18 protein-coding genes are annotated in these 15918 nt (G+C 38.7%); 5 read left to right on the top strand and 13 right to left on the bottom strand.

What is annotated here, in order from left to right:
- Positions 1-631: 631 nt before the first annotated feature.
- Entirely contained in the window at positions 632-793 is a 162-nt protein-coding gene (locus AB3M96_RS23660) for a YwzD family small protein (RefSeq protein ID WP_489672281.1), read from the bottom strand.
- 471 nt (positions 794-1264) lie between these two features.
- On the opposite strand from AB3M96_RS23660, the gene AB3M96_RS22490 reads away from it, so the two are divergent.
- The 3 genes from AB3M96_RS22490 (at position 1265) to AB3M96_RS22480 (ending at position 5891) form a co-directional block, all read left to right on the top strand.
- Positions 1265-2884 (top strand): SWIM zinc finger family protein, encoded by a 1620-nt coding sequence (locus tag AB3M96_RS22490; protein WP_412969851.1) that lies wholly within the window; start codon positions 1265-1267, stop codon positions 2882-2884.
- A 13-nt stretch (positions 2885-2897) separates the two neighbouring features.
- Positions 2898-5660 carry a DEAD/DEAH box helicase gene (locus AB3M96_RS22485; protein WP_412969850.1) on the top strand — a complete coding sequence of 921 codons (2763 nt, stop codon included), beginning with the start codon at positions 2898-2900 and terminating at the stop codon, positions 5658-5660.
- Between the two features lie 102 nt (positions 5661-5762).
- The gene (locus tag AB3M96_RS22480; RefSeq protein ID WP_412969849.1) at positions 5763-5891 is read left to right on the top strand and encodes a hypothetical protein; all 129 of its coding nucleotides are present in this window, start codon (positions 5763-5765) and stop codon (positions 5889-5891) included.
- An 85-nt stretch (positions 5892-5976) separates the two neighbouring features.
- On the opposite strand, the gene AB3M96_RS22475 is transcribed toward AB3M96_RS22480, so the two are convergent.
- The 4 genes from AB3M96_RS22475 to AB3M96_RS22460 all read right to left on the bottom strand — a co-directional run bounded on the left by AB3M96_RS22475 (position 5977) and on the right by AB3M96_RS22460 (position 8143).
- Entirely contained in the window at positions 5977-6600 is a 624-nt protein-coding gene (locus AB3M96_RS22475) for a hypothetical protein (RefSeq protein WP_412969848.1), read from the bottom strand.
- A gap of 264 nt (positions 6601-6864) precedes the next feature.
- On the bottom strand, positions 6865-7041 hold the full coding sequence (locus AB3M96_RS22470; protein ID WP_412969847.1) for a hypothetical protein: 177 nt from the start codon (positions 7039-7041) through the stop codon (positions 6865-6867).
- A gap of 33 nt (positions 7042-7074) precedes the next feature.
- The gene (ssb, locus tag AB3M96_RS22465) at positions 7075-7416 is read right to left on the bottom strand and encodes a single-stranded DNA-binding protein (RefSeq protein WP_412969846.1); all 342 of its coding nucleotides are present in this window, start codon (positions 7414-7416) and stop codon (positions 7075-7077) included.
- A 235-nt stretch (positions 7417-7651) separates the two neighbouring features.
- The gene (locus tag AB3M96_RS22460) at positions 7652-8143 is read right to left on the bottom strand and encodes a hypothetical protein (protein WP_412969845.1); all 492 of its coding nucleotides are present in this window, start codon (positions 8141-8143) and stop codon (positions 7652-7654) included.
- A 350-nt stretch (positions 8144-8493) separates the two neighbouring features.
- Between AB3M96_RS22460 and AB3M96_RS22455 the strand changes: the two genes are divergently transcribed.
- Both AB3M96_RS22455 and AB3M96_RS22450 read left to right on the top strand, forming a co-directional pair.
- The gene (locus AB3M96_RS22455; RefSeq protein ID WP_412969844.1) at positions 8494-8892 is read left to right on the top strand and encodes a helix-turn-helix transcriptional regulator; all 399 of its coding nucleotides are present in this window, start codon (positions 8494-8496) and stop codon (positions 8890-8892) included.
- Positions 8893-8988: 96 nt separating this feature from the next.
- The gene (locus tag AB3M96_RS22450) at positions 8989-9432 is read left to right on the top strand and encodes a YwpF-like family protein (RefSeq protein WP_412969843.1); all 444 of its coding nucleotides are present in this window, start codon (positions 8989-8991) and stop codon (positions 9430-9432) included.
- 103 nt (positions 9433-9535) lie between these two features.
- On the opposite strand, the gene AB3M96_RS22445 is transcribed toward AB3M96_RS22450, so the two are convergent.
- The 8 genes from AB3M96_RS22445 to AB3M96_RS22410 all read right to left on the bottom strand — a co-directional run bounded on the left by AB3M96_RS22445 (position 9536) and on the right by AB3M96_RS22410 (position 15912).
- Entirely contained in the window at positions 9536-9934 is a 399-nt protein-coding gene (locus AB3M96_RS22445; RefSeq protein WP_412969842.1) for a hypothetical protein, read from the bottom strand.
- Positions 9935-10214: 280 nt separating this feature from the next.
- Positions 10215-10649: a 3-hydroxyacyl-ACP dehydratase FabZ gene (gene fabZ, locus AB3M96_RS22440; RefSeq protein ID WP_412969841.1), complete on the bottom strand. Its 435-nt coding sequence runs from the start codon at positions 10647-10649 to the stop codon at positions 10215-10217.
- Between the two features lie 391 nt (positions 10650-11040).
- The gene (locus AB3M96_RS22435) at positions 11041-11337 is read right to left on the bottom strand and encodes a DNA-directed RNA polymerase subunit beta (protein ID WP_412969840.1); all 297 of its coding nucleotides are present in this window, start codon (positions 11335-11337) and stop codon (positions 11041-11043) included.
- A gap of 261 nt (positions 11338-11598) precedes the next feature.
- Positions 11599-12441 carry a flagellar hook-basal body protein gene (locus AB3M96_RS22430; RefSeq protein ID WP_412969839.1) on the bottom strand — a complete coding sequence of 281 codons (843 nt, stop codon included), beginning with the start codon at positions 12439-12441 and terminating at the stop codon, positions 11599-11601.
- A gap of 35 nt (positions 12442-12476) precedes the next feature.
- Complete coding sequence (locus tag AB3M96_RS22425) at positions 12477-13313, bottom strand: flagellar hook-basal body protein (RefSeq protein WP_412969838.1); 837 nt, start codon at positions 13311-13313, stop codon at positions 12477-12479.
- A 201-nt stretch (positions 13314-13514) separates the two neighbouring features.
- Positions 13515-14516 (bottom strand): rod shape-determining protein, encoded by a 1002-nt coding sequence (locus tag AB3M96_RS22420; protein ID WP_412969837.1) that lies wholly within the window; start codon positions 14514-14516, stop codon positions 13515-13517.
- Positions 14517-14764: 248 nt separating this feature from the next.
- Positions 14765-15040, bottom strand: a complete 276-nt coding sequence (gene spoIIID / locus AB3M96_RS22415) for a sporulation transcriptional regulator SpoIIID (protein WP_412969836.1) — start codon at positions 15038-15040, stop codon at positions 14765-14767.
- A 374-nt stretch (positions 15041-15414) separates the two neighbouring features.
- Positions 15415-15912, bottom strand: a complete 498-nt coding sequence (locus AB3M96_RS22410) for a hypothetical protein (RefSeq protein ID WP_412969835.1) — start codon at positions 15910-15912, stop codon at positions 15415-15417.
- Positions 15913-15918 lie beyond the last annotated feature (6 nt).

Here is a 15918-nt window from a genome sequence, read left to right as displayed (position 1 = left end):
GACACCTCGTATCATACCAAGAGGACTTTTTTTGTTCAAACCTCCTTTTGCTTTAATACAGGAATGCTTTCTTATCTGCTAAAAAAAAACGCATTTCACTCTTCTTAAAATAAAGGGCCACCTCTTCTTTATCTAACCCTATTGCACCAGATTTAAACTTACAACCACTGTTTCGGGGTCTATCGACCTGTTAAAAATAGCCTATGTAACGCGCTAAATAAAAACCCAGACTAGTCGAATGGCTTTATTACCACTGACCAATACTGGGCAACCACAAACATTGTAGTTTGTGTTGACCATTATTACAAAAAATTAAGATAATTTCCATTAGACAAAGTAAGTATTTCACTACTTCGAAAGTAGTATAGATTGTCCCAAATCCCCTCCAAACTAATCTCTAACAGCACTCACTCACAACTAAAAAAATTTCCCAAAAAGGAAATTCAACAAATTACGCGTACCCCATTAAACAGTAAATGTAGGATCTGATTTATCTTTTGCTGCTTAAAACCAAAACAACTGTCCGCCTGGGGCGGACAGTTGTATTTCTCTGGTGCCTGACACCGCTCGTGGACAAATGTATTTCTGTGGTGCCTGGCACCACTATTGTCACCGGTTTTGTTGCCATTTGTTATGTGTTTGGGTGGCCTTTGATGTCGTTGGCTAGGTCTTGGATGAATTGTTTGGTGTCGATGTTGTTGCTGTTTTCGCCTTTCATGTATGCACGAATTAGCGCTTTTCGTACTTTGTTATGATCAATTGAGATTGCTTCATTAGTTGGCTTTATATCCAAGATGTATTCACTCCTAATACGGATTCTTCGGAGCAACCTTGTATAGGATATTCTCTTTTCATTAGGAAGGTTGCTTTTAAAGGATATCAGCCGATGAAGGATGGAGACGCCTCCACCGACATGATAACCCTACCCGCTTCCAACCTGCTGGTGCCGTAACCCCAGCGGTTTTCATGGATAAAACTAAACCTTCACATATGGTGAATGGAGAAAAACACCACTGTGAGAGTATTACTATACAAGTACGTTGGACAGTTTCCTTTTGCGACTGTATTTGGTAAATTTTTTTAAAAATATTTACCAGTAATACCTGCAATCACTAATTGGTCCACAGTTTTTTTCCTTTTTGCGCTATAATAATAAGATATGGATATATCCAAATAAAATACAATAATCAACTTCAGTTACTTACATAATAGTAAAACCGAACAAAAATCTACCTACTATATCCCTCCTGGAGGTGAGATACTCTTGCTTCAAAACGATATATCAAAAGAACAGGTATTACATTTTTCCGAAAAGCTGCGCAGCACGGTCACCTATGACACGGAAGAGGATCGTAATTTAATAAAAAAAGGCTTAAACCTGTACCGTCAGGGCAGTGTTTATAATGTGAAATTTAACGGACAGGTGGTTGAGGGTCGCGTCCAGGATGTAACACCCGTTGATGTCACATTAGACCTCGCCTTATTAGAGATGAGCAGTTGTTCTTGTCCTTCAACAGATTTCTGTCGACACCGAATGGCCTTGTTTTTTTACATATATGCAAGTGTTGATCGTGTTGGATCTTTGCTTGACCTTTGGAAGGAAGGGAATAAATCAAAGCCTTCTGTTTTAGATTCTATGAAAGCTGCTGCAAAACAAAAAGAGCTGCGCAAGGATTACCAGGATGATTCACTCGTTAGTTGGATTTCTTTTTTCAATCGGGAATATGAGCGTTTTTCTGCAGGGTGCCCTGAAAAAAGCCAGTATTACTTTGCAACTATCTTTCACACATTTTTTCAAACACTTAAACGAAAAGCACCTTTTTCACAAGAGCTGAAAAGGTTATTTCATATACATGCTGCTTTGTTTTGTGTCCGAAAGACATACGAGGCGCTGGATAACCTTGAATTAAAGCAATATCAAATTGAAACTTATGTACGTCCTTATTTTCATAATTTCACAGATGTTGTATTGGACAATTGCATGGAAATGAAACAGGTTTCGTTACCTTTTTCGATGGATAAATTACTTGCGGACAGCATTGAGCCATTTCGAAATACATTGTTGCAAAATACCGGTTTCCAATTTGAACGCATGCAGATGTATCGTTTACTTTGGGCCACTTTGTTGAATCGAAAAGAGTGGCGAGAAGTTGAAGAACAGTATCTTGAGCAGAAAAATGACAGGGACCATTTAACATTTGAGGATATGGTGGCACTTGCCCACCTCCGCTTTTTACAAAAAGAGGATGAAACTGCAATGGATGTTATGACGCAATTAGGCGTTCAAGGGACTCCCCATAGTTTTTGGTGGATTAGTTATCTATCAGAGCAAAAGGCGTGGGAACGGGTTCACAAGTGGGTTCAATTTGTGGCTCCGCATTTAGCTTCGTATATATTTGACATTCCTTCTTATGATGGCAGACGTCATTTGACACGTTCTTTTTTAAAAAACATTTCACAGTATGCACTAGAGTATGATGACAGTCTTTATACAGAAGTAATGAAACAGCTGCTTCCATACAGCTATGTTGAATATAATGATTTTTTACTTGATAAAGAAGAGTACCGTAAATGGATTGAGCTTCAAATGCTTGTCGGTTATGACCTTGATGACTGTGACCGCTATATTCTAAAAACGATTGAGGAAAATGACCGTGGTGCACTACTTCCTTTTTACCATCAAGCGATTATACAGGCGGTCGAAGCAAAGAACCGCAGCAGTTACAAAAAAGCCGTCAAGTACCTGAGAAAGATTAGAACACATTATCGCCGCTTGAAAAAGGAAGACATTTGGGACGATTATATTTCAAAGCTCGCTGCAGCGAATAAACGATTACGCGCATTTCAAGAGGAGCTTTTAAGGGCTTCTTTAGTGAAAGAGTAAAGGTGGTGGAAGCGTGATTTTTACAGGAACACTCTTCATTCAATCTGAGTGGGAAGAGGAAAAGGGTTTTTACGTATGGTGTACAGATGAAAAAGACAAACCACTTGAGACTCAAGACTGGAAGCGAAATGTATTCGCTTGGCATGAAGCCTCCTTTTATGGAACTTTTGTTGAAGAGACCGATTATAACGGCTATCCCGCTGTTCTTCTAACTCCTTGGCAGGCATTTACCTTTTTCGCCGGTGCACCTGAGAACTCTTTTTTACATATAGAGCTCAGTGTTCAAGCAAAAAAATATAGAGACCTAACTGCACCACTGCTTCCACTGATAGAAGATGGCCAATTCATGCCTGATTTTGAACTTTGGAATACTCATGGGGTGTTTGGATGGAAACCAATAGGCGCGGAGTTGACTGGGTTTGCTGCCCACTGGTTCTCTGCTGCACTCTCTAACTGGATTCAATCTGATTCCTCATTAAACGCAGCATGGGAAGAGGTTACAACAGCATTCCCGCTTGTAAAAAGCACGACTGGTTCTGCATCTGTTGTTGATGAAAACAATTGGCTTGAACGAATTGGGTGGAAAGAAGATTTAACTCCATTTGATGTGCTGCTCCGAATTGATGAGCCTGAGATGGATAATGGAACTTGGAAGCTAGAAACAGTATTACGAAGCAAAGGCAAGTCCAGTGAGATGATGACGTATCACGGTCACCTCCCGACAAAATGGGCGCCTTATGAGGACAAGGTGGCAGCAGACCAGGCCTTGTGGTGTAAGCTTGTTCCCTGGTTAGAGGACCAAGACGGTATTCTCAATGAATTAACCGAACAGCAAGCGTGGGACTTTTTAACCGATGCAAGCTCTCAATTACTTGATGCCGGTGTTGGCATTCTGTTACCAGCTTGGTGGCAAGCGATTAAGGATGCGCAACTTGCTGTAAAAGCGAAGGTGAAAACAACTTCCGGCGGTGCCAGACAATCCTTTGTAGGACTACAATCTCTTATTAATTTTGATTGGCGTTTCTCGACAAATGGTGTGGAGCTTTCTGAGGAAGAGTTTATGTCCCTGGTTAACCAGCAAAGACGGTTAATTAATATCCGCGGAAAATGGATTAAGCTTGACCCGGCTTTTATCAAGCAGGTACAGACCCTTTTACAAAAAGCCAATAAAGAAGGGCTCCATGTTCGGGACGTGTTGGAACAGGAGCTACTTTCTCTTTCTGAAAAAGCAGAGCAAGCTGAACTTGAGAATGCCAGGGCATTTGCAGGCGTTCAAATTGAACTGAATCGTCATCTTTCACAGATGATTACACAGCTGACAGACATTAAAGAAATACCGAAGACAGAGATTCCTTCAAGTTTTAAAGGAGAGCTACGGCCTTACCAGCAACAAGGGGTTGACTGGCTGTTATTCTTACGGCGATTCGGATTTAGAGCCTGCCTTGCAGATGATATGGGGCTTGGAAAAACGATTCAAATGATTGCGTATTTCCTTACTGTAAAAGAAAATGGCGGCAAGCCTGCACTTATTATTTGCCCAACTTCCGTTCTTGGAAACTGGCAAAAGGAACTTGAAAAGTTTTCGCCTTCTTTACGCGTACACCTTCACTATGGCGGGAACCGCTTAAAGGGTGAGGATTTTAAAAAGGGCGTTGACCAAGCTGATGTTGTGTTAACTTCATACGGTTTGTCACATTTAGATGAAGAAGAGCTTTCAGCGTTTGATTGGGGCACGATTTGCTTAGATGAGGCACAGAATATTAAAAACGCACAAACGAAGCAGTCGCGAGCAATTCGCAAGCTCAAAGGTGACCACAATATCGCATTAACAGGTACTCCGATGGAAAACCGGTTAACAGAGCTTTGGTCTATTTTCGATTTTATTAATGGTGGATATTTAGGCAGTCTAGGACAATTTCAAAAGCGGTTTGTTAACCCAATTGAAAAAGACCGGGATGCAGAAAAAATTGCCCAGGTGCAGCGTTTAATTAAGCCTTTCTTATTAAGACGTACAAAGACAGATGAAGCAGTGGCATTGAACCTGCCTGATAAGCTTGAGCAAAAGGAATATTGTCCATTAACCGTTGAACAGGCTTCGATTTATGAACAGCTGGTGAAGGATACGCTGGAACAGGTGGAACAGCTTGCCGGAATACAGCGGAAGGGTCTTATTTTAAAAATGCTCAGCCAACTAAAGCAAGTGTGTGACCATCCTGCGCTATATCTGAAGGAAGTTGCACCGAAGAACATTGACGAGCGCTCCACTAAGATGGAGAAGCTACTCGAGCTTGTTGAAAATATTCGCGACCAGGACGAGAGTTGCTTGATATTTACCCAATATATTCATATGGGAGAAATGATTCAGGAAGTTCTTCAGAAGAAATTCGGTGAAAAAGTTTTGTTCCTGAATGGTAGCTTGGCAAAAACCCAGCGTGATTCAATGATTGAAAAATTCCAAAACAGAGAGCATTCCATATTGATTCTCTCATTAAAAGCCGGCGGTACTGGGCTGAATTTAACTGAAGCTAACCACGTCATCCATTATGACCGTTGGTGGAACCCAGCAGTTGAAAATCAAGCAACAGACCGTGCCTACCGAATTGGGCAAAAGCGCTTTGTTCATGTTCATAAATTTATCTCAACCGGTACACTGGAAGAGAAAATTGACGAAATGCTCGAAAAGAAACAATCGCTAAACGACGAAATCATCACAAGTGAAAACTGGATCACCGAACTCTCCACAACCGAACTCAAAGACCTGCTGGGAAGCTTTTAAATTTCGTGAATTCAGGCTGTAGTGTCTTCCCCAGAAATACATTTTGGATGAAATGTCTTTTTGCGGTGCCTGACACCATATTTTTGAAAGGGGCTGAAATAGTTGGCAGATAAGGATTCGGGTACGAAAAAGAAGAAATCGAAGAAGTTTGTTCCGAGTGAGAAGCATAAGGATAAGACAGAGCCATGGCAGAGACTGTATCAGCTTATGGAGGATAAGTTAAAAAAATAAAATAAGCGCCCGAGTTGTTTGGTCTAAGCTCGGGCGTTTTTGTTGTTTAGGGGTACGTTTGTGCACCCTATTAACCTATTAGCAGTCATCTTGACTTTAGATACATTTCATATTGCTTGTATATTATATATCGCTGCAGGCCGCGTGTTTTTTCGAAAGCTTTTTGAATATGCTCTTTAAAAGAGTTCTGATCATTGTTTTTTTCTGCAATTCCTGCTAATAATGCATGTCTCATCCATTCCGATTTAATCTCTTTGACAAGCGCCTCAGCCTTTTCAATATTCCCTTCTTCCGTGGCAATTACCGCTTGATAATAACGCTTATACTCCGGTGGTTTAATTTCTTCCACATCATCTTTTGCACGTAAAATATCTTTTTCATAAAGAGCAAAAAGGGTTTTAAATAAAGCTTGTCTTGCCGGTTGTTTATACTTTTTCAGCAAAATATCCGTCGCTTCCTTTACATCCTGGTCAATTCGGTTTCCAATCCCATAATATAGTTTAAAGATAGGGTTCTTTCTTCTCTTTTCAATAAACTTCTCTAGTTTCTCTACATTCTTTTCCATATGGATTGGAAACACAAATAAGTAGAATCCCAGAATGAAAGTTATAAGTAGCGCTATTATCAAACCAAACGGCTCACTTATTTCTAAAAATGCAAATAAAATTCCCAATAAAAATGCAGTTCCAAATAAAATTATGTATCTCAAATCCATCACCCTCTTTTTAGTCAATACGATAATTATATTTTAATTGGATAAGAAATGAAATATATTGTTGACAAATAGGAACAAATGTTCTATATTAAAGATAGAAAAAGACCAACCATGGCTGATCATGATTGGTAAGAAAATGAAGATTCTTCGAGGCTTCGTCTCTATATTGAGGACTCATTTTGAAAACTTCTGAGGCTCCCTGTTGCGAGGTAATTGAGTAGTGGCTTTTATAGTGGGTACTTACGTATAATTCTCATATTAATAACGCTTCCCTTCTATAAAACTATCTATTTTTACTAAACGATCTGAGTATGATTGGTCAATCTGATCAATGCGTTCTCCTATTTGGCCCTGTAATATTTCCAAATGTAACGCAATACCTTTAGCAAGCTTGTTAAGCTTTTCATCAATTCGTCTTAACTCTTCATTATCCATCTTAGAACTCCTACCCTTCCTATAATGAAGCTCTTAGTTCTCTACTAACTCCCTTGGTCTACCACCCATAAATTTTACAGAATCAGCTAAAACTTCGGTAACGTAAACCTTTTTTCCATCATTGTTTTGATAGTTACGAGTCTGTATGCGTCCAGTTACACCTAAAATCGATCCTTTTTTACAAAAGTTCGCGGTATTCTCAGCAGTTTTACGCCATAACGTACAATTTACAAAATCTGCTTCCACTTCACCCCCTGAGCTTTTAAAATTACGACTAACTGCTAATGTAACATTAGCTACCGCTTTCCCTTCTTGGGTATAGCGCAAATCAGGATCCTTGGTTAATCGACCTACTAAAATTACTTGGTTTATCATGTATTGACCTCCTTGGTTAGATTTAACAAGGCAATCATACTCTATCTAAAAATTCACGTAAAATCGACATATTTCGATTTTATCTACGGGATAATTTACAAAATTTAGTTTTTATATAGGATAAAATTTTGTTTTGCAGCAGTACGTTGATACTTACGGTTACTTTTATATAAATTTGAAATTTTTTTCGACATGTAAAAACACCCCTGCCATATGCTGGAGTGCCTCAACTTTTTTATCTAACTCTCTTACGTGGAAAATGAAAAAAGCCAAATTCATCTTCTGTACCTATAAAAATTCGCTCAAGTAAATTCTTAACTGCTGGATCTTGAAAGATCATCTGATTAGTTGTTATATATTTACTCTTTGCTTCATTCCATTCTAGTGCTGTTATTTGTATGACCTTGTTCACAGGATTTATTTTCAATCGTAGCATTTCTTGCGAGTCCTTCTTTATGAAACGTAAATCAATAGGAAGCTCTTTATTTCCTAACGCTAAGAAAGTGAGCACATTAAAGCCTTCTTCTTTAAGAATGGGATTTTCCTCACTCTTTGTGAGGTTAAGAATGTCGTATATAGGGGAAAGAGATGCACGTTGATTCTGGGTATGGTAGTCAGCTGTGTATTCTTTTATGACAACCTTATATAACGTAAGGGAACGATAATAAGTTTTTCGATATTCATTCAGTTCATCAATATTAAGTTCATTTAAATAATAATGCTCCATCCACTTCTCCCCTTGTTTTCAATTTCTTTCTAAGTATAAAAAACTGCTAATTAATTAAAAATAGCCATTTTTCGTCAAAAATCGTCATTTTCACAACCTTATCTTTCAGACACTCTTTATTGCTTCCCTTTTCAAACTAATAGACGGTTTGTTATATCTCCACATTACAAATAGGAACAACTTATTATTTTTTTATAAAAAAAGTGACGTACATCACTAATTTTTCTGAATATTCCTGTTAAGCTAATGATGTTGTTCATAAATAGCACTTTTACATACTTGTTCATTATATGAACATCTGGTGATTTTCTAGGAGGGGATGTTGATTAGCAATGGAAATAGTAAATAAAGTGGCAAATAATATTAAGTTTTATCGAAATCAATATAAGTGGTCACAGGTAGAAGTGAGCAATCGACTTAATGTTTCTAGGTCCAATGTATCCAAATGGGAATCTGGTGATATGACACCTTCTCTAGTAGATTTACTACACCTTTGTCAGTTGTTTCACATTAATCTTGACCAATTAGTTGGTGTTAAATATAGTTCAACAGAGCATTTAGATTACAGTCTGGAAGACCAACACATGGCTCCCACCGACCTCCCAGATGTTATAGACTATCTTATTCAAAATCCATCCATTGTCACAGCATTAAAAAACCTTTCTATTCAAAAACCTAATGAAAGAAGAAGACTTGAAGGCGTATTCGTACATTTTATTAACACACTTACAAGTTACAGAAGGTTTTGACTGATTTCCACTCTTTTTCCATATAATATACTAACAAATATGCTATAATTTGATTAATAACGTTCGGTAATTATGTAGGTAAAGGAGGTCACGAGGATGAAAACATTTAAACTTGTTTCTCTTATGATTTTTCATCAGGAGGAACAACCAAGTCGGATCGAGGAAATCCCACTAATAGACGGGCTCATTATTAACAAAGAGGACGGAGTCATGCGCTGGCTTGTGGAAGCTTACATAGACAAGCAATATAAAGGAGTTTTTGAAAAAGGCCTTCAATCACAGGAAACGCTTAATCTTCAGTGTACCATTTCACATGAATCGAATGATCCTGCTTCAGTATTAGGCGTCGTTAAGGTCATTAAAGAAATGGAAGACCGTGTAAGTGTTTTAATTGAAGGAAACCTCGTATCAAGTAGGATAAACTTAGCCGAAATTGTTCTTACTGATTTAGTTCAACAAGGTTTACAAGGTGAAGGCTTGCTACAGGAATTCAAAACCAGAATTCTCGACAAGAAGAACAAGAAACCTATACAAAGTTAAAAAAACTTCTCACAACAGTGAGGAGTTTTTTTGTAGCCTTTTACAGTAAAAAAGGCAGGTTATTAAAACACCCGCCCAATGCCAAGTTTACTTGATTGAAGGTTTAGCTTCCTCCACCTGCACCGCCAGTACCACCGTTATCTCCACCTGTACCGCCGCCAGGAGCCATTTCGTTGTCACCTAGTTTATCATTGTCATTATCTTTACCCATATCAAGGTCACCATCATTATTATCGTCACCGATCATATTGTTATTATCACCAGTGCCAGTATCACCATTGTTACCATTGTTACCATTCTCACCAGGGACAACGTCTTCCTCTGGAGTTACGCCTGGGGTAACATCGCCCATATCGTCACCCATCTCTTCGTTCATGTCTTCTCCTGGTGTCTCAAGGCCATCATCCTCTGGTGGCGGATCTTGATCATCAGCATTACAACCAGTAATTAAAAACACTGCTAGAAGTGAACCTAACAATTTTAAAAACCATTTGTTTTTCATTGAATATTCTCCTTTCTCAACATTAATTTTAAGTATTATTGACCTACTCCGGTCTTCGATTATCTTGCCCAGAACAACAAAAATGTATCAAAAATTTTTACGTATAGGAAATAAATAGTGGTAGGGATTTTTGCGCGATGTCTTTCTCAGGTGGACAAATGTATTTCTATGGTGCCTGACACCATTGGGGATAGTGGGGACTTTGGGGATAAAGTGATGCGCTATTTTTGTGCAAGGTAAAACCCGGTTGCTTGGTGCAGCCGGGTTTGTTTATGTACGGTTATTCGGTTTTTTCGCCTAGGGCGAACATGATTTCAGTTTCGCATACGAGTTCTCCGTCTACTGTTGCGATGCCTTTTCCTTTTCCAACTGGGCCACGGAGGCGTGTAATTTCAACTTCTAGACGAAGCTGGTCACCAGGCTGTACTTGCTTTTTGAAACGACAGTTATCAATTCCTGCAAAGAAAGCTAGTCTGCCTTTGTTTTCTTCTTTTTTTAGCATAGCTACTGCTCCGACTTGCGCGAGAGCTTCAACAATTAATACTCCTGGCATCACCGGATAATCAGGAAAATGTCCATTAAAGAACTCTTCATTTGCTGTTACATTTTTGATTCCAACTGCGCGTTTTCCTTCGTCCAATTCTAAAACACGATCCACTAATAAGAATGGATAACGATGAGGGATAATCTCTTTTATTTGATTAACATCAAGCACTATTCGTTTCCTCCTCTATGTATAACAACTTGTACCTTATGCTTATTATAATACATGTACTGGGTGATTTTTAAAAGTAGGTGTGTTTTTGTCGGCTTTCTGGCCAAGTTTCTGCATGATTGATATAGCCACACTTAAAAAATCTCGGCAATCACGCAGAAATTCCAGTGGGAAATAGGCTTTATGGTTTTTAATTTGGATTTACGGGTTTTATTTGAGATTTACGGTTTTTAGCAGCAATTTACGATTTTTAATAGCAAAATACGGTTTTTACGAAAAAAATACGATTTTTAGCAAAAACCCCTACACATTCATACTCCTACCTAATCCCATACAAAACTTCACAAAAAAATACCACTCCGCAACCGGAAGTGGTAAATTCATGTTATTTCTAAACGTCCTTCTGAACTAAATCAATAATATGCTGCCAGGTTGACTTTTTCAAAGCATCACTTGGCTCGCCATCTCCGATGAATCCGTAACCCACAACTACACCAAGAACGACGCTTCCTGCAAGAAGAATTGCCACCAGTAAAAGGCGAACCCAAATTGGAATTAAACGTAACCGAATTTTTTCTTTCCGTTTACGCTTTGGCTTCTTTTCTTTTTCTGTATTCTGTTCTTCCTCACGAGTCTTTTTAAAATCAGCACGTGATTTTACTTGTGTATTGTTTAGTTCACTAGTCACAGAGAATTCTCCTTATCGTTTCATATTACATAGGATTGGCCCCAAGGCACTTAATAAGCCTTGCAATCAAATGCGCCTTGGCGTATTTGCCCCCGATTTTTTTCGTGCTTGCTCGAAAAATTTCCTTTTAAAAATCGAGGCATCCGCCGGAGGCTTTAACTTTATTCAGTCGGAGTTTGAACCCCGACTGATTTGTAAACCCTTTTTGCATCATCCCCCACTTATAGAAGTAGGGGACTTCTGCTGAATAAAGTTAACCTTCTATCGTATTCCGTTTACAAGTCCGAGCATTTGGTCGGCTACCGAAATTGATTTTGCATTAAATTGATATGAACGCTGCGCTAACATAAGGTCTGACATTTCAGACGTTAAGTCAACATTGGACTGCTCTAAAGCACCTTGTTGAATGCTTACTTGATTCCGCAGGTCACCTTCGAGGGAAACCAGTACCTCTTGTTCTGCTATCCCTAGCTCAGCTAAGTTAGGTAGCGCGAACATATTTTGTCCAACCGCTTCAAGTAATTGAGGCTTCCTTACTTCCATTACAGACAAAGCAAAGGTTTGATTAGGCATTCCCGCTTCTGATGATGTTACTGTAAGTATACCATTAGCTGAAATGTTTATCTCTTTAAAATTGTCATCAAATACAATCGGTTCGCCATCCTGATCGAGCACAGGATTCCCACCGCTATTCACAAGTGTTACTTGTCCATTTGCCGCTGGAGATAGATATAGTGCACCATCCCTCGTATACCGTGGGACCTGAATTCCATTTTCTTCAACCAAGACCTGTAAAAATTGATTTGCGTTTGTTAAAGCCAAATCAAGCTGGCGGTCAGTTGTTTTAATAGCACCTTGTGTCATCAACATATTGGTGTGGCCAAGTCTTGCACCTACACCTTGACGAATGCCATTAGGAGTTAAGCGTCCTTCCTCTTGGGAAGCAACTGGTTGATTATTAAATTGTTGATATAATAATTCACTAAAGTTAACTTGGCGGCGTTTATAGCCGGTTGTATCCAGGTTCGCTAGGTTATGTCCAATTGTATCTAATTGTTTTTGTAATTGACTCATTGTGTTTGTTGCTGTAATCATTGAGCGCATTCATGGTACCTCCCGAGTAACAAGGTTTGCTATTCTTATAGTTTTCCAATCTCATTAACGGCTTTATCCATACTCTTATCATACGCCTGCAAAATCTTCTGGTTTGCTTCAAACGAACGATAAGCAGTCATCATTTCAGTCATTGCCATTGAAACATCGACATTTGAGCCTTCAATAAAACCTTGCTTTAAGTTATAACTGACTGCAGGATTGGCAGCAGCATTTGGCAAAGGCGTATTGTCATTCGTACGATAAAGACCATTGCCCTCTTTAATTAGCGCTAATGGATCATCCGAATACGCAATTTGCAAACGAGTTTGAGCTTGTCCATTCACAACCAAGCTTCCATCTGCAGTTACTTGGAAATCATCCGATTGAAGGGGAATGCGGTTCCCAGCTTCATCTAATACATAAAAGCCTTCATTAGTCGTCAAATATCCAGCTGGATCGATTGTAAAATTACCGTTCCTTGTATAACGAATATCACCATTTCCATTTTGTACGGTGAAAAATAAAGATCCCGGTGCATTGGTGTCCGGATTAATCGGAAGGTTACCATTTACTAATGCAATATCAGTAGGTAGTCCTGTTTCGCGAATATCACCCTGCTTAAACAGTGGCAACATTTCTTGCATATACACACCCGTATTGAGCCCGCCAATTCCGGTTGAAGTATTTATGCTATTTCCATTTTTCGCTAAAGAGCCTGTAGCTTCCAATCGATTCATTAACATCTCCGGAAATGCACGCATTGTTCCTTGATCTGCTTTATAACCTGGCGTATTTGCATTTGCTATATTATTTGTTAGCATTTCTGTACGGCGTTGTTGAGCAATCATTCCTGCCGCTGCAGAGTAAAACCCACGTAACATGAACTCACCTCATTTTTATGTAGTCTTGAAAAGCGCAAAGCACCTGAGCTAGACATATTCTTATCTCTCTATTATAAAAGGGAATCCCTTTTTCTTCATCTGTAAATTATACCAACAGCAAGTGTTAGAATTATACAAATTTTTAAAAACCGGGAAAGGACCTACCAATTCGAGAGGTCCTTTCCGTATATATATAATTAATTACATTAGTTTTTTATGTGGGAGTCTGTCCAGGTTTTCTAGCATAATACCTGTTCCGATTGCCACACATTCCATTGGATTCTCTGCGATAAGAACAGGAACTCGCAGTTCTTCTGCTAGGAGTTGGTCAATTCCGTGCAGTAATGCACCGCCACCTGTTAAAATTACGCCACGGTCAATAATGTCAGCAGATAGCTCTGGTGGTGTACGTTCAAGAACACTTTTTGCAGCTTGTACAATCGCTGAAACTGGTTCGCGTAATGCTCTTTCAATTTCATCTGATTTGATTGTAAGTGTACGTGGTAATCCCGTCACCATATCACGGCCGCGAATATCAATTTCTTCGTGACGCGCATCTGGGAATACAGTTGCAACCTGAATTTTAATATCTTCAGCTGTTCTTTCACCAATTAATAGCTTGTACTCACGCTTAATATAACTGAGGATTTCTGCGTCAAACTTGTCCCCAGCCATTTTTATAGAAGAGGCGGTGACGATATCGCCCATTGACAACACGGCAACATCAGTAGTTCCACCGCCAATATCTACAACCATATTTCCGCTTGGTTGAAAAATATCCATTCCTGCACCAATTGCAGCAACCTTTGGCTCTTCTTCTAAGTAAATCTTCTTACCACCGCTTTTTTCAGCTGCTTCTCTAATCGCCTTTTGTTCAACAGACGTGATGTTTGTTGGACAGCAAATTAGAATACGTGGTTTTGAAAGAAATCCCTTCACATTAAGCTTATTAATAAAATGCTTCAGCATTGCTTCTGTTACGTCAAAATCAGCGATAACTCCATCTTTTAATGGTCGAATCGCAACAATATTCCCAGGTGTACGTCCAACCATTCTTCTTGCTTCTTCACCAACAGCTAACACTTTTCCAGTATTTTTATCCAATGCGACAACAGATGGCTCATTTAAAACAACGCCTTTACCTTTAACATGAATCAGTACGTTCGCCGTACCAAGATCGATACCGATATCCCTAGCTAACATTGTGTAACTTTCCTCCTTGCATTCAATCACCAATGCACGTATTTTCCTAATAATATATTGTATCACAATTTGCAAGATAAAATAGTTTTTTGTGAAAAAAGATACAAAAATTTGTAGGAAATTGTCGATATGCATGAAAGAAAGTAACACATAACCTTACCAAAGCCCTATATTAAAACCTTTTAGATGTAGAGGCAGATTCATATGAAGGTGCCTCAATTTTCTAAGTCTTAACACGCTTGTTCAAATTATTTTACAGGCTGCTCTTCTAATTCTTCTTCTTTCCTGTATTTTAATTTCGTTGCTTCTCCACCCCGTAAATGTCGTATTGATTTATGATAATCAAGGATTTCTTTCACTTCGTTTGCTAATTCGGGATTGATTTCCGGCAGTCTCTCGGTTAAATCTTTATGGACAGTACTTTTGGAAACACCAAATTCTTTCGCAATGACGCGAACTGTTTTTCTTGTCTCCACGATATACTTTCCAATCTTGATAGTTCGTTCTTTGATGTAATCGTGCACACTACTCGCCCTCCCTATATGGATGTGAGAAGTGTGAAATGAGACGCGCTCATGCTTCAATGAAGAAGTAGCTCTATTTGATCATCGTTCGCCATTTGAATTGCTGTATCTATGAAGACGATATACGACCCCTCACCTCAAACACTCTCTTTGTTAGGTTTGTAACATTTTATTAGCTTGGTTGAGGGAATATGCTATAAAAGTCAAGAGGGACAAGGCTTTTATCAAAATATTTTTAAAAAGAGGCATTTTATCAGTGAATTTGGACAGATTTATGTAGGTAAAATGGATTAATTTTTTGAGGATGTAATTTTATTGAGTAGTCATTTTCACATTATAAAAACAAAAAAACCGGATCCCCCAGAATCCGATTCTCACTTTTTACGAAAGACACCCACCACAAGCAGAATCCCTATCGCAAATATATAACCGTTAAAATAAAACGTATTTGTGTATTGATTAAACCAGCCAAATCGGTAAATTCGGGAATCTGGTATGTCTGGTCCTCCACCTAGTGTGTCAACCAGATTCTGTACGTGAATGACTTCTCCAATAACTAAAAGCAAAATACCGATTGTACAAACAATCCTTATTAGGAAAGTCAGATTAAATTCTATTTTATATAAAAGTAATAGTGTACCAACATAAGAAGCAACTGCAAATGGCATGACTAAAATGGCGAGATTTCCGTTTCCTGATATGGATGTAGGATCAATTGTCATGAGTGAAATAAGATAAAATAAAGCTATGCTTACTAAAAGTGATCCACCAACCGAGACTACTCTCCAGCCTTTGTTAAATGCCCATAGCGGAAGCAAAACGAATAGTAAAATGCCAACTACCAACAGTGCAAAAAGAATGAATATTTCCATGTTATC

The organism is Ferdinandcohnia jepli, assembly GCF_047246645.1.
Classification (GTDB): Bacteria; Bacillota; Bacilli; order Bacillales; family Bacillaceae_L; genus Ferdinandcohnia.
The sequence above is the reverse complement of the archived record's forward strand: the minus strand, read 5'-3'. Positions and strand labels throughout refer to the sequence as shown.

Coding starts and splice junctions, on each gene's coding strand:
- AB3M96_RS22470 (WP_412969847.1), bottom strand. CDS start 7,041: ATGGATAATGAAGAGTTAAGACGAATTGATGAAAAGCTTAACAAGCTT.
- ssb (WP_412969846.1), bottom strand. CDS start 7,416: ATGATAAACCAAGTAATTTTAGTAGGTCGATTAACCAAGGATCCTGAT.
- AB3M96_RS22460 (WP_412969845.1), bottom strand. CDS start 8,143: ATGGAGCATTATTATTTAAATGAACTTAATATTGATGAACTGAATGAA.
- AB3M96_RS22450 (WP_412969843.1), top strand. CDS start 8,989: ATGAAAACATTTAAACTTGTTTCTCTTATGATTTTTCATCAGGAGGAA.
- AB3M96_RS22445 (WP_412969842.1), bottom strand. CDS start 9,934: ATGAAAAACAAATGGTTTTTAAAATTGTTAGGTTCACTTCTAGCAGTG.
- AB3M96_RS22430 (WP_412969839.1), bottom strand. CDS start 12,441: ATGCGCTCAATGATTACAGCAACAAACACAATGAGTCAATTACAAAAA.
- AB3M96_RS22425 (WP_412969838.1), bottom strand. CDS start 13,313: ATGTTACGTGGGTTTTACTCTGCAGCGGCAGGAATGATTGCTCAACAA.
- AB3M96_RS22420 (WP_412969837.1), bottom strand. CDS start 14,516: ATGTTAGCTAGGGATATCGGTATCGATCTTGGTACGGCGAACGTACTG.
- AB3M96_RS22410 (WP_412969835.1), bottom strand. CDS start 15,912: ATGGAAATATTCATTCTTTTTGCACTGTTGGTAGTTGGCATTTTACTA.